16 protein-coding genes and 1 pseudogene are annotated in these 13997 nt (G+C 36.3%); 15 read left to right on the top strand and 2 right to left on the bottom strand.

Annotation, left to right across the window (positions count from 1 at the left end; genetic code table 11):
- Positions 1 to 117: 117 nt before the first annotated feature.
- Positions 118 to 1218 (bottom strand): M24 family metallopeptidase, encoded by a 1101-nt coding sequence (locus H5S10_RS02945; RefSeq protein ID WP_182588644.1) that lies wholly within the window; start codon positions 1216 to 1218, stop codon positions 118 to 120.
- 160 nt (positions 1219 to 1378) lie between these two features.
- On the opposite strand from H5S10_RS02945, the gene ccpA reads away from it, so the two are divergent.
- The 15 genes and pseudogenes from ccpA (at position 1379) to H5S10_RS02870 (ending at position 12763) form a co-directional block, all read left to right on the top strand.
- Positions 1379 to 2389 carry a catabolite control protein A gene (gene ccpA / locus H5S10_RS02940; RefSeq protein ID WP_182586065.1) on the top strand — a complete coding sequence of 337 codons (1011 nt, stop codon included), beginning with the start codon at positions 1379 to 1381 and terminating at the stop codon, positions 2387 to 2389.
- Positions 2390 to 2402: 13 nt separating this feature from the next.
- Positions 2403 to 3248: a hypothetical protein gene (locus tag H5S10_RS02935; RefSeq protein WP_182586066.1), complete on the top strand. Its 846-nt coding sequence runs from the start codon at positions 2403 to 2405 to the stop codon at positions 3246 to 3248.
- 74 nt (positions 3249 to 3322) lie between these two features.
- Complete coding sequence (locus tag H5S10_RS02930) at positions 3323 to 4069, top strand: YebC/PmpR family DNA-binding transcriptional regulator (RefSeq protein ID WP_003666710.1); 747 nt, start codon at positions 3323 to 3325, stop codon at positions 4067 to 4069.
- A 118-nt stretch (positions 4070 to 4187) separates the two neighbouring features.
- A complete protein-coding gene (gene comGA, locus H5S10_RS02925) occupies positions 4188 to 5165 on the top strand; it encodes a competence type IV pilus ATPase ComGA (protein ID WP_182586067.1) in 978 nt (325 codons plus the stop codon).
- Positions 5083 to 6153 (top strand): annotated as a pseudogene (locus tag H5S10_RS02920) (type II secretion system F family protein). Before comGA ends, H5S10_RS02920 begins: the two are co-directional and overlap by 83 nt.
- Positions 6153 to 6464, top strand: coding sequence for a competence type IV pilus major pilin ComGC (gene comGC / locus H5S10_RS02915; RefSeq protein ID WP_003666716.1), 312 nt, complete (start codon positions 6153 to 6155; stop codon positions 6462 to 6464). Before H5S10_RS02920 ends, comGC begins: the two are co-directional and overlap by 1 nt.
- Positions 6461 to 6895, top strand: a complete 435-nt coding sequence (locus H5S10_RS02910) for a hypothetical protein (RefSeq protein WP_182586069.1) — start codon at positions 6461 to 6463, stop codon at positions 6893 to 6895. Before comGC ends, H5S10_RS02910 begins: the two co-directional genes overlap by 4 nt.
- On the top strand, positions 6882 to 7172 hold the full coding sequence (locus tag H5S10_RS02905) for a hypothetical protein (protein WP_182586070.1): 291 nt from the start codon (positions 6882 to 6884) through the stop codon (positions 7170 to 7172). The genes H5S10_RS02910 and H5S10_RS02905 overlap by 14 nt, the downstream gene beginning before the upstream one ends.
- A gap of 107 nt (positions 7173 to 7279) precedes the next feature.
- Positions 7280 to 7600, top strand: a complete 321-nt coding sequence (locus tag H5S10_RS02900) for a ComGF family competence protein (protein WP_231796051.1) — start codon at positions 7280 to 7282, stop codon at positions 7598 to 7600.
- Positions 7601 to 7837: 237 nt separating this feature from the next.
- Positions 7838 to 8848, top strand: a complete 1011-nt coding sequence (locus H5S10_RS02895; protein WP_324255911.1) for a class I SAM-dependent methyltransferase — start codon at positions 7838 to 7840, stop codon at positions 8846 to 8848.
- A 13-nt stretch (positions 8849 to 8861) separates the two neighbouring features.
- Complete coding sequence (locus H5S10_RS02890) at positions 8862 to 10058, top strand: acetate/propionate family kinase (RefSeq protein WP_019252364.1); 1197 nt, start codon at positions 8862 to 8864, stop codon at positions 10056 to 10058.
- Between the two features lie 114 nt (positions 10059 to 10172).
- Positions 10173 to 10781, top strand: coding sequence for a metallophosphoesterase (locus H5S10_RS02885; RefSeq protein ID WP_182588643.1), 609 nt, complete (start codon positions 10173 to 10175; stop codon positions 10779 to 10781).
- Between the two features lie 20 nt (positions 10782 to 10801).
- Positions 10802 to 11347 (top strand): YutD family protein, encoded by a 546-nt coding sequence (locus H5S10_RS02880; protein ID WP_182586074.1) that lies wholly within the window; start codon positions 10802 to 10804, stop codon positions 11345 to 11347.
- Between the two features lie 8 nt (positions 11348 to 11355).
- On the top strand, positions 11356 to 12126 hold the full coding sequence (locus H5S10_RS02875; RefSeq protein WP_182586075.1) for a TIGR01457 family HAD-type hydrolase: 771 nt from the start codon (positions 11356 to 11358) through the stop codon (positions 12124 to 12126).
- Entirely contained in the window at positions 12110 to 12763 is a 654-nt protein-coding gene (locus tag H5S10_RS02870; protein WP_107720558.1) for a TIGR01906 family membrane protein, read from the top strand. Before H5S10_RS02875 ends, H5S10_RS02870 begins: the two co-directional genes overlap by 17 nt.
- On the opposite strand, the gene H5S10_RS02865 is transcribed toward H5S10_RS02870, so the two are convergent.
- Positions 12731 to 13378: a VTT domain-containing protein gene (locus H5S10_RS02865; protein ID WP_107720557.1), complete on the bottom strand. Its 648-nt coding sequence runs from the start codon at positions 13376 to 13378 to the stop codon at positions 12731 to 12733. The two genes, H5S10_RS02870 and H5S10_RS02865, sit on opposite strands and share 33 nt — an antisense overlap.
- Positions 13379 to 13997: the final 619 nt, after the last annotated feature.

Raw genomic sequence — 13997 nt, 5'->3', positions numbered from 1 at the left:
AAAGTAGTCAGAGCATTTTGGCTTGAGCAAAGCGAAAGCCAGCGTCTTGAGACGCCGGCTTTTATTATCGGCTTATAGCCGATGTGCAAACCACCCGTTTGACGGGTGGTTATGATTTTAATGTGGGAAGGTTAATAACTCTTTAGTTGTATGTGTAAATGGTTCGCAACCATCTTCTGTAATATGAACACAGTCTTCAATCCGGACGCCAGCAAAATCTGGAATATAAATGCCGGGTTCAATGGAGAAGCACATTCCAGGTTCAAGAACTAGTTGGTTTCCCTCCATAATTGATGGGAATTCGTGTTCACTGCTACCCATTCCGTGTCCTAAGCGGTGAATAAAGTATTCGCCATAACCAGCTGCAGCAATAATATCACGAGCAATCTTATCTAATTCTTCAGCGGTCATTCCCGGCTTCGCAGCATCTTGAGCAGCCAATTGAGCTTCTAAACATACTTTGTAGATGTCTTTTTGCTTGTCATTTAACTTTCCTACAGCTACTGTTCGGGAAGCATCACTAATATAGCCATCAACAATTGTTCCTAAGTCAAAGAGAACCAGCTCATTATTTTGGATCTTATTACTGGAGGTAGCTCCATGAGGTTCGGCAGCATGAGGACCTGCTTGAACTAGCGTATCAAAACTCATCTTGTTAATCCCGTGTTGCTTAAGAGCATATTCTAAATCGGCAGCAACTTCTTGTTCTGTTTTACCAATTTGAATTGATTCGAATCCTACTTTAAAAGCAAAATCAGCCCATTTTCCTGCTTCATTTAACTTAGCGATCTCATCATCACTTTTAATCATTCGCATTTTTGCTATCAAAGGAGAGAGATCAGTATTAAAATGGGCATTGGAGAGGACTTCTTCTAAAGCACGAAGACGGTCGACAGTTAGTGATTCTCCCTCAATTCCCCAGTTAATTGGTGAGCCAGCGTGATTTTTGATATGTTCAGCAATAAGTTTAAAAGGTTTTTCGTGATCTAAGTACCCATATACCGGATATTTCCAACCAGTATCTTTTATTGCTTCTACTTCAAGAGCCGGCGCAAATAAAAATGGTTCACTGTCGGCAAAAAGGACTAGTGCCAATACGCGTTCTACTGGATCACTATAGAAACCAGTTAGGTAATTAATGGTCATCGGATCACTAATATAAGCAGCATCTAATCCTTTTTCAGTAAGAGCACTTTGTAGTTGATTAAGTTTTGTCACTGCATTCACTTCCTAAAAAAGATTGCGAATATTATAACATATTGTTATGAAAGTAAAAAAATAATGAAGAACGTTTGCTAATTAAAACTAAATCTGCTATATTAACTAGGTTATGAAAAAATATGAAAACAGATTATACCAATAAAGAAAGGGCTATCTTATGGAAAAACAATCAGTAACAATTTATACGGTTGCCCGAGAAGCTCGTGTCTCAATGGCCACTGTTTCACGGGTAGTAAATGGCAATCCAAATGTAAAGCCAGAAACTAGACAAAAGGTTTTAGATGTAATTAAGCAGCTTAATTATCGTCCTAATGCAGTTGCACGGGGGTTAGCTTCTAAAAAGACAACGACTGTTGGGGTAGTTATTCCTAATATAACTGATCCGTACTTTGCGGAATTAGCACTGGGGATTGATGATGTTGCTTCAATGTATAAGTACAATATCATTTTAACTAATTCTGATTCTGATGATGAAAAGATTCTAAAAGTGGTACGGAGCTTGCTTGCTAAACAGGTTGATGGACTTATCTTTATGGGTCATGATGTTTCTGATGATTTACGAAATGAATTTGAAAGTACAAATACACCAGTTGTAGTAGCTGGTTCTATTGTTAATAATGATGCTTTACCAAGTGTTCGGATTAACTACCAAGCAGCCGCTAAGGAAGCAACTGAATTTCTACTAAAGCATGGTGATCAACAAGTTGCCTATATTACTGGTCCACTACGATACTCAATTAATGGTGAGGACCGGCTCAATGGATATAAAGAAGCAATGGCAAATAATAATGTGGCATTTAATGAATCATTAGTAATTGAAACGGACGGGTCTTATCAAGCAGGATATGCAAAGGCACAAGAAGTTATCGAAAAGGGATTAAAGGCTGCTTATGTAACAGATGATAGTTTAGCTGCTGGTCTCTTAAACGGGCTTACGGATGCTGGTATTAGCGTTCCAGATGATTTTGAACTAATTTCTTCTAATGACACCAATTATACAAAGGTTGTCCGGCCAACAATCACTTCCATCACTCAACCCCTTTATGATCTTGGTGCTATTTCAATGCGGTTGTTGACAAAATTAATGGATGGCGACGACAGCAATGATGATGAAAAGAGTGTTATTTTGGATCATGGTTTTGTTGAACGTCAATCAACTCGTAAGTAGGTTGTGATGTGTTGTGACAACTCGAAGTGAATTACGAGCACAACGGCAAGAAAAAGTTGAGAAGCCAATAGAAGAAACACCGAAAAAGCATCATTTTTTATACGGCTTATGGGGGATTATTTGCGTGACTTTACTTGGGCTAGCATTACTGGTTAATTCGACACTCTTAAATGTTAACTTTGTAAAAGAAGAAGTTACGAGTTCGTCACTTGAGTCGGTTATGCTAAGTCAGGTTAACAGTGGTCTAACTCAGTACGGAATTTCAACTTCGGTCTTAAAGAAAAGTGATACTGATAAGCTAATTAACCAGGCAATTGAGCAGATATATGCAGGCGAAAAAATCAACCTTGATCTATCGTCAGTAGTTAATAGTGTGAATTCATCTGTAAATTCTCAGTTAGCTCAATACGGTTTGTCAACTTCGATGCTTCCGGCAGGCAGTTCTTCAGCAATTACTAGTAACATTAATTCAATGGTTAACAGTCAATTAAATACTCCAGAGGTTGCACAATTAATTAATGGGATTAAAATTGCTAAAACGGTTGTTAATATTATTTTAGTGATTTCAATTATCAGCCTCGTTATATTGATTCTTAAGGGGTTATGGCAGCATCACTTAATTGGTAGTTTTAGGTGGATTTGTCTGTGGGGAACTGTTTTATATACAGGAATCGTTATGACTATTCATGCGATTGCCCTTCAAATGGGTGCAGGACAACCAGACATAAGTCCCTTTATTTTCCAGGTTGCTAATGATTTTCAGCAGACTGGATTTCACGGTTCAATGATGATGATTGTCATTAGTATTGTGTTATTTATTCTGCAATTTGTAAAACGAAAATGGCAACCTCGCCAATAACCTTGAATTAACGATGAATATTTGCTAAAATTTATCTGTTTGTATTACATTAATAAAGAAAAGAGGAGTCAGTAATGTCAGGACATTCAAAATGGCATAACATTCAGGGACGTAAGAACGCCCAAGATGCTAAGCGTGGTAAGATTTTCCAAAAGATTTCACGTGACTTGTACCAAGCAGCTAAAGCAGGTGATCCTGATCCAGCGAACAACGCTCAATTACGGCTTGTAATCGATAAGGCACACGCGGCCAACATGCCTAAGAAAAATATTGACCGTGCTATTGCTAAAGCTTCAGGTATTGGTGGAGCTAAGTTCGAAGAAGTTACTTATGAAGGTTATGGACCAGGTGGGGTAGCAGTAATGGTTTCTGCTCTTACTGATAACAAAAACCGGACTGCATCTGCTGTTCGTTCAGCATTTAGTCACTCGGGCGGTTCATTAGGTGCTAGTGGATCAGTTTCATACATGTTCGACCGTAAAGGATTGATCGAAATTCTTCGTGATGATCTTGATAAGAGTGAAGATGATATGTTAATGGATGCTTTAGATGCTGGAGCTGAAGATATGAAGGCAACTGAAGAAAAGTTCCAAATCTTCACCGACCCAAGCAACATGACAGATGTTCGTGATGCTCTTCAAGAACAAGGCTACGAATTAGATACTGCTGAAGTTACCATGATCCCTCAAAACCGGACAGAGGTACCTGCAGATAAGGCAAAGCAATACCGTCATTTGATTGATGAATTAACAGAAAACGATGATGTTGCTGATATTTACGAAACTGGTATTTTACCAGACGAAGATGACGATGAAGAATAATTCAATCGTTGTTATTAAGAGGTTAAAAAGCGTTTTGCTTTTTAACCTCTTTTTTGTTTTAAATTTTTTAGTGCATTTTTAGAATTTATCCGTATTTAAATAATAGGGAGGTTAAAATATGCCGAGTTTTGAAGAAGAATTAGCTGGAGTGATTCGCAAACAACCAAGTGACCTATATATCTTACCTCATGATAGGTATTATCAGTTATCCTTAGCGATAAAGGGAAACCTATTTCCTTTTAAACAGGTTACGCGTGACTATGGTCAACGTTTTATCTCATACTTAAAATATTGCGCTAATATGGCAGTTAGCGAGCATCGACGACCCCAGCTAGGCGCTTTTAAATTTACTTATGCTCACCAAAAGATCAATTTACGCTTATCAAGTGTTGGTGATTATCAAGGGAGGGAATCATTAGTTATTCGCTTTATATATCCTCTTAATGATATTAGTTTTAATTTTTTAGTTCCTCATCAGTGGGATACATTACAGGAATATCGTCAGCAACGCGGTTTAATTCTTTTTGCCGGGCCAATGGGGGCTGGTAAAACAACTACCATGTATCAGCTTGCACGACAGTTATTGCCGAAACAAGTTGTATTAACAATTGAAGATCCCGTAGAAATTGATCATCCAGGATTTATTCAATTACAAGTAAATGAATTAGCAGGGATGGACTATGAAAGCTTATTAAAATTGGGATTACGTCATCGGCCAGATGTATTTATTATTGGAGAAATTCGTGATTCACAGACAGCGGCTATGTCTGTTCAAGCTGCATTAAGTGGTCACTTAGTTCTGGGGACTATCCATGCTCGAAATGCTTATGGGGTTGTTTCCCGTCTTCAACAATTAGGAATAGATTCTTATTATCTTCAACAGGTATTAACGGCAGTATCTTACCAGCGTTTAATTCCATTAGTGAATGGACAACAAGCCGTCTTATGTGACTTGTTAAATCGGCACCAATTTAGTGATTTGTTTAGTGGCACCAAGAAAGGAGAAATGTCTGATGAATGGGCAAAAGATCTTCAGCAGGCGGTGGAAAATGGAAAGATTACAGAGAATACTGCACGTCAATACCAGCAAGGTTAAATTCAACCATCAGCAACAAGCAAATTTTTTTCTTTTGTTAGCAGACTTGTTAAGTGTTGGCTTTTCTATCAGAGAAGCGCTTTGTTTTATCAAGACTGTCAAGCCGAAGTTAGGCCCTTGGGTTGCTTCTGTAGATAAACGAATGCAAAGGGGAGCGAGTTTTGCCTAGAGCTTACAACCAGAAGTGAAAGCCGATTTGTTTTATCAATTACTATTAGCAGAAAAACATGGTAATTTAACAAAAACATTGAGTGAGGTAGGAAAGATACTTGCGGCACGGGAGCATCAACGAAAAAAGTTATTTAATCTCCTACAATATCCGCTAATTCTTTTAGGGATGTTAGGGGTGGTGATCTGTGGACTAATTTTGTTTGTCTTTCCAGAATTAAAGGTGTGGCAAGGAGAGAGGCAAACATTACCGATGGTTCACATGATTATGTTAGGGGCAACTTATCTTTTTACTACTATCTTTATTAGCGCTGGATTTCAGTGGTTAAGATGGCATCATATGAACAAGGAACAACGGTTAATCAAGATCTGTACAATGCCGATAATTGGTAAATGTTACTGTTATTATTTTCAATATTATTTAACTAGTATATTAGGATCAATGCTGCAACAAGGATTGTCGTTGGCGGAGATTTGTAAAATTACGCAGAGCTTTGATAGAAAATCAATTCTTTACATTTTTGGTAACAAAATAATGACTACTATTCAACGTGACGGAGATATTTCAGAGGTGGTGGCGACTTATTCTTTCCTCCCTAATGAATTAATCGTTTTTATGAATAAGGGGGCGACACGGGAAAATATGGGACGAGACTTAATTGTTTTCGCAAATTTGAAATTTAAGACTCTCACAACTGCAATTGAGCATTTATTAATTTTTGTTCAACCTGTTATCTTTAGCGTTATTGCAATTATAATTGTTGGTTTATATCTTAGTATCTTATTACCAATTTATCATTCATTCCAAGGAGTTTATTAATGAAAGTATTAAAGAAGAAACAATCAGGATTTACCTTACTCGAAATGTCAATCGTTTTATTTATTATTAGCTTATTAGTATTGATTATGCTTCCTAATCTCTCTCAACAGCGAAAACATGCTAATAGTATCCATGGAAAAGCAATGACTTCCGTAATTCAGACCCAAATTGATGCGTATGAGAATGAAAATGGAACTGATAATGTCAGCTTAGAGGAATTGAATAAAGCCAATTATCTGACTGATGCGCAAGTTCAGCAGGCCCATCATGAAAAAATTGTAATTGTTGATGGGAAGGCAATTCAACGATGAATTTTCGTGAAGAAGGTTTTACGTTCCTTGAAGCAATTATTGTTTTAGGAATAACAGCCCTCCTTTTACTAATCACAATTCCTAATTTTACAAAGACGCGTCAAAAATTAGCTGAAGAACAATTTTGGCAATCATTGCGTCAAAATTGGCAGTGGGCGCAATTAGCGTGTGAGAGCAAACATCAATTTATTGTAATTCGTCACGATAAAAATAATGAAATGATTACTTTTCGCATAAACGATCAAACAAGAGAAACAAAAGAAATACCCATTCCCGCGACACTGAATGTTGAGTGGTTTGGCGAACTTTATCTTACACCAAATGGCTACACACGCCCCTGCACCCAACGATTTAAATCATTACTTGATGGCCGCTATTACTACATGAAAATTCAATTAGGATGGGGAGGATACCGAATTGAAAAGCGCTAAAGCAAAGGCATTTATGATGGCAGATAGTTTAGTTAGTTTGCTTGTTGTAACGATGGGAATAAATTTATTTTTTATTTGCGAGAAGCAATTGTGGTTACAAAATAGAAATCTTCAGCTAAAAATGGCTGCAACAAGGTTAGGGAAAGAGGCCAGTGATTTATATGCAGTTAAAAAGCAACCAGTTATTTTAAGACAGGGTGATTTAACCGCAAGAGCGACGGTCCAAAAGGTAATTGTTTATAAAAATGGTCAATGTCTTTGTCGGGTTGAAAAATGAAGAAGAGGGCCTTTACTTTAGTAGAAGCGACTTGTGCATTAATTATTTCTTCATTAGTGATTATCAATATAAGCTTAGTTACTACTAGCATGAGACAAGTAAGTAAAATGAATTTAGAATCAACGATCACTTGGCATTTGTTTTTACGGGAATTAGAATCGGTCAATCATCGTTTTGAATTAATAGAAGTTCGTGATAATCGATTATTGCTGTACAGTCAAACAACTGATCAAAAGTATGAATTAAGAGAAAATCATGCATTATACTTAACATGTCAGGATAAAGGTGGTTATATGCCATTGTTAGATAACATTAAGAATCATGAATACTCGTTTACGCAACTTGATTCTCAACGAGTATTGATTAAAGTGACAAGGAAGAATGGAGAGAAAGCAAGTGCAATTGTTAAGTTTTATCCATCAAAATAAAAAAGATGGTTCTATTTTATTTGTAAGCATTGCAGTCCTGCTTATAATCAGTTCAGTTTTATTGTTTCAATATCGTTACTATCAGAATTATCAGGAAATGGGACGTGACCTTTGTTCAATTTATATTGATAAAATAAAAGGTAATCTAAGAGGCCAATGAGAGTGTTATCTTGAATTTGCTAGGAATAATAGTTAAACTAATAGGGTAATGATTGTATTATTTGGAGGCGACTAGCACTGACACAGAAAACACCACAGCAATTATTTGAGCTTTTTGATAAGGCCACTGAAATTTTACAAGCAGCGTTAAATTGTTCGTATTTAGATGCGCTATTAGAAAACGCAGAAAATATTATTGACAATAATACTGTTCGTGTTGATGACGGTGTCCCTGACGAAAAAACTGTAAATGAATTGCAGAAAATATACCAAGAATTAAATTTACAAAATGTGAAGCCAGAAATTATCCGGCAAATTATCCAGCTGAGTTTTTTGAAAGTAATTCGAAAAGACGCAATTCAGGCTAATCATCAAATGACTCCTGATACAATTGGCTTAATCATGGCTTTCTTAATCGAAAAGGTTACAAAAATCAAGGAGATTAAGACCATTTTTGATCCTGCCGTTGGGACAGCTAATTTATTAACGACTGTTATGAATCAGCTTAAAGTAAATGGAGATAAAGATATCGTTGGTTATGGAATAGATAATGACGAAGATATGTTGGAAGTTGCGAGCGTAAGTACAGAATTACAACACCTTAATGTAAAGTTGTACCATCAAGATGCTGTAACTGCTTTGGATATTCCTCAATGTGATTTAGCTATTTCTGATTTGCCAATTGGTTACTATCCGCTTGATGAAAACGCCAAAAACTATCAAACACGGGCTAAAGAGGGTCATTCATATGTTCACCATTTGTTGATTGAACAATCTATGAATTATCTTAAGCCCGGTGCATTTGGGGTATTCTTAGTGCCTAGTAGCTTGTTCCAAACTAAAGAATCACAATCATTTGTTAAATGGATTCAGTCTGTTGCCTATTTACAAGGACTTATCAATTTGCCAGCAGAACTTTTTGCTAATCCGAATGCGCAAAAATCAATTTTGTTATTGCAGCGCCAAGGTGGAGATAGCAAACAAGCAGTTAAAGTTTTGTTGGGTGAGTTTCCTTCATTCAAGGATAAAGCAAAATTTGCTTCATTCATGGATGATATCAGTAAATGGGTAACAACGAATTTACGTTAAAGGAGAAAAGTCAATGTCAAAAACAATTGCAGTTAACGCTGGTAGTTCAACACTTAAATTCAAATTATTTGATATGCCAAGTGAAGATGTAGTAGCTGAAGGTACGATTGAACGTATTGGTGAAAAGATGGGTCATGCTAAGATTAAATATGGTAATGGTCAAAAGCATGAAGAGGATAAGCCATTTGCTGATCATGCTGCCGCAGTTAATTACTTGTTAGATAAGTTAATTGAATTAAAGATTGTGGCAAGCTATGATGAAATCACAGCAGTAGGTCACCGAATCGTTGCTGGTGGGGAATTCTTTAAGGATTCAACAATTATTGATGATGATGTTATTAGCAAGATTGATGAATTGTCAGAATATGCTCCACTCCATGAGCCGGCAGAATTAGTTGGTATTAAAGCTTTCCGTAAAGTATTGCCTAATGCATTTGCGGTTGCTGTTTTTGATACATCATTCCATGTTGATATGCCAGAAATGAATGCATTGTACAGTGTGCCTTATGATTGGTATGAGAAGTATGGTGCTCGTAAGTACGGTGCTCACGGTACCAGTCACCGTTACGTATCTGCACGTGCTGCGGAAATGTTAGGAAAGCCAGTTGAAGAACTTAAATTAATCACCATGCATATTGGAGCAGGTGCATCAATCACTGCCGTAAAGAATGGTAAGTCATTCGATACGTCAATGGGCTTTACGCCTGTTGCTGGAATAACAATGGCAACTCGTTCAGGGGATGTTGATCCATCCTTAATTGCTTTTATGCAGGGTAAACTAAACTTATCTTCAGATGAGATGATTGATATTTTGAACCATAAGTCTGGTTTACTTGGTATTTCTGGCATCTCACCAGATATGCGTGATATTCTTGCAGCTGCTGAAAAGGGTGACGACCGAGCACAACTTGCATTAGATATTTATGTTAACCGCATTGTCCGTTACATTGGAGCATACATTGCTGAGATGGGTGGCGCTGATGCCATTGTCTTCACTGCTGGTGTTGGTGAAAACAGTGTTCCAGTACGAAAGATGATCACAGATAAGCTTGACTACTTTGGTATTAAGATTGATCAAGAAAAGAACAATTGCCATGGTGTTGAACGTGACCTTTCCGCCGATGATGCAAAGATTAAGACATTGTTAATTCCAACTAACGAAGAATTAATGATTGTTCGTGACATTGAACGCTTAAAGAAAAATAACTAAGCGCTAAATAATTCGCCAAAAGATGACTAGTTGACAAGAAATGTTTGTCTCTAGTCTCTTTTTATTTTAGAATTTAAGATAACTATATTGCCTTTTTAAGAAAGAAGATTCTCTATGAAGTTTTGCACATCAGATACCCATTTTTTTCATGATAGTCTCCTTGGTACAAATCAATTTGCACCAAGGCCGTTCAAGAATGTTAATGAGATGAACCAAATAATTATTGATAATTGGAACAATAAGGTTGGTGAAAATGATATTGTCTATCATTTAGGAGATATTGCTCTGTACTTTACTAAACCTCAACGAGATGCCTATCAAGCAATTCTTGAGATATTATTACAGTTACATGGACATTTAATACTGATAAAAGGCAATCACGATAACCGGGACCTTTTTAAATATCTAGAAAATAATAACTATGAGTTTAACGGGCTTCCTAAATTTCAGTTTCATGATGTGGGAGTGCTATTAAAATATAATCACCGTCAATATTACTTAACTCATTACCCTCTTATGTTAGGAATAGCACCGCAAATTATTAACCTTCATGGCCATATTCACCATTATTCGGTGCCAATTAAAGAAAATATAAACGTGGGTGTGGATGCTCCTGAATTAGACTATCTTGAAAAGAAGCCTAAGTTTGGTGCCCCGCTGAATTTTCATGAAATAGAAGAAATCGTGGCTAAGAAAACTATAAAGTACCCGGGACGAAAATAATCAAAAGAAGGTGGAAAAAGATGAATCGAGCTAAGATCCAAGATTATATTGATCAGCGTGAAGAGCAGCGTTCTTTAATCTATCATATTGAAGAAAAAGATCAGACACATTTTACCGTTAATGGACATCCCTACGAATTAGTAAAGGATTACCGTGATGGTTTTAATTCAGAAAAATTCGCAGAACGGTTTAGTAGTGTCCTAAGTAAATATGACTATATCGTTGGCGATTGGGGATATGACCAATTACGCTTAAAAGGTTTTTATGATGATGATAATCCCTTATTTGAACCAGAATTGGGCACTGATACGATTGAAGATTATTTATTTGAATATTGTAATTTTGGTTGTGCGTATTTTATTGTTCACAACGATGATGTTAGTATTCCACGGCAACATGGACACAGTCATCGTCAACGGCGAAAGAAAACTACGCCAGTCATTCATGAACGGCGGCGACAAGTTAAGCAACCGAACGTGCGTCAACGGCAAAATCAGCGTGCAGAGCGTGTAAAAAACGGTCATCGTCAAAAATTTGTGATTCATCAACGAAAAAAGAGGAGTTAAGGCAAACAATGAAAGATTATCAAGGATACTTTATTGATTTAGATGGGACTACTTATAAGGGGAAGGAACGGATTCCAGCAGCCGGAAGATTTATCAAACGACTACAAGAAACAGGGAAAGAGGTTCTATTTGTAACAAATAACAGTACCCGAACGCCAGATTTTGTCGCTAAAAACCTCCGTAAAAATCATGATATTAATGTTACAGCGGAAAATGTATATACAACAGCAATCGCAACCGCTGACTATTTACGGTCAATAGCACCAGCAAAAAGCAAGATTTATGTTATTGGTGAGTCGGGATTAAAGTTAGCTTTAGAAAAGCGTGGTTTTATCTTGACTGATGATCAACCTGAATATGTAGTTGTCGGCTTAGATACGAGTGTTACTTATGAAAAACTTGAAAAAGCAGTTTTGTTAATTCGAAGTGGCGCTAAATTTATCGGTACCAATGCTGATAGTAATCTGCCAAATGAGCGAGGAATGGTTCCAGGAGCAGGTTCGATTGTAAAGTTAGTAGAATATGCAACCCAAACGAAACCTGTGATGATTGGTAAACCAGAAGCTATAATTATGAAAATGGCACTTGAAAGGGTTCAATTACCTAAAGAGAAGGTAATTATGGTCGGCGATAACTATCACACTGATATTGAGGCAGCAATTAATGTCGGAATGGATAGTTTGTTAGTATATACTGGTTTATCGCGCCCAGAAGAAGTTATAAAAGAAAAAATTCAGCCAACGTATAAGGTGAATAATCTTGATGAATGGAAAATTTGAATTTATTCAATGGGGGAGAGCAATATTATTGACGCTACTTAGTTTAGTTGTTGCAATTAGTATTGCTCTTTTTATCGTTATTAATATCTCACCTTTTTTTATAACAATTCCTAAGCACCTTTTAGGATTATCTGCGTCTGAATTAATGGCTGATTATGGAAATGTTATTAAATATATCCAGCTTCCGACACAACGAGTCTTCGAACTAAGATATTTACCAATTGATCCTTCTGCAGTTCACCATTTTAAAGATGTAAAGCGTTTGATTTTATTAAATGAAGCTGTGATGTTGGCGTCAATTCCGTTGTTAGTATGTGGTTTAAAAAAACAAAAACGGCAAAATCAGCTCTGGCGCTTGATCTTACCGTTTCAGATGTTATTTATTTTATTGCTCTTTAGTGGATTTATGGGGATAACAAATTTCAGTGTCCTCTTTATTAAATTTCATTATCTTTTCTTTAGCAATATGGATTGGTTATTTGATCCACGAACAACACCAATCATATTGCTGATGCCCGAAAAATTTTTTACAGTGCTATTTGGATTATGGTTAGGATTTACATTAATAATCTTACTTTTAATTTGGGGATGGATAAAGCTTATGTTACGCATCTTCTTTAACAAAGCGCGAACGTAATGCTCCGATAACTGCTGGAATTAAAGTAACCACAATAATTGCAAGGATGATTACAGAGAAGTGTTCTTGAACGAACGGAAGATTACCGAAGAAGTAACCACATCCACAGCAAAGCGCTACCCATACAACACAGCCAATTACATTATAACGAATAAATTGCTTATATGGAAAACCTGAACCTGCCGCCGCAAACGGAGCAAATGTTCTAATAATCGGAATAAAACGGGCAAGAATAATAGCCGGCGCACCATGCTTTTCAAAGAAGACTTCGGCACGTTCTAGACTATCTTTATCAATCAATTTACCAAAAAGTGAATGGTTAGAAAGACTTTTACCAATCTTATGACCAATTAAAAAGTTAAGGGAGTCTCCACCCAAACAGGCACATAAGAAGATGAAAATAAAAATCCAAATATTAAGATGATAACGAGGGTCAGCAGCTAGTGCACTTGCAGCAAAGAGAAGGGAATCTCCAGGTAGAAAGGGCATTATGACTGCACCAGTTTCGATAAAGATAATAGCAAATAAAATTAAATAGGTCGCATCACCGAATTGATTAACAATCTGAATTAAATGAACATCAATATGTAGTATAAAATCAATAAGAGTTGCCAAAGTAATTCTCCTTTGTGTAATTAAGATAATACTGTTAAAGTGTAGCAAGATAGAAAAATGTTGTGAAGAGGCGTTTAAAATTTTTAATATTTTTGAAAAAATATATTTATTGGTAAACATAACTTAATCGTGTGAGACTAGTTCATTCACAATTGATTGATAAAAGGATCATTACTCAATTTTGCAAGGGTTGAGTAACCTTTATTATCATAATAGTAAAGCAAATAAAAAAATGAATAAAAAATCAAAAAAAGTGTTGACGAGGGAAGAAAATCCATGTATAGTAGTTATCGTTGTCAAAGCAGTTAAGTGCTGCTGAGATGGTTTAACAAAAAAGTTAAAAATAACTGTTGACATCTGATTGACGACATGATATATTAATAAAGTTGCTGATTGAGTTATCGATCAAAAGAAATTCAAAATTAATTAAAATTTCTTCTTGACAAGCCAATCAACACATGTTATAATGAATATGTTGATTGGCTGCTTGATTAGCCAACGGGTAGACCTTTGAAAACTGAACAAAGTTTCGACGAATCAAATGTGTAGGGTCTTCAATCACGATGTGATTTGAAGCAAAAACATTTGCGAAGTCAATTCGCTTAATAACAAAGATAAT

Origin of the sequence: Limosilactobacillus balticus (assembly GCF_014145615.1) — a bacterium.
GTDB classification, from domain to species: Bacteria; Bacillota; Bacilli; order Lactobacillales; family Lactobacillaceae; genus Limosilactobacillus; species Limosilactobacillus balticus.
Note: the sequence above shows the minus strand (reverse complement) of the source record. Positions and strands in the feature narration are given on the sequence as shown.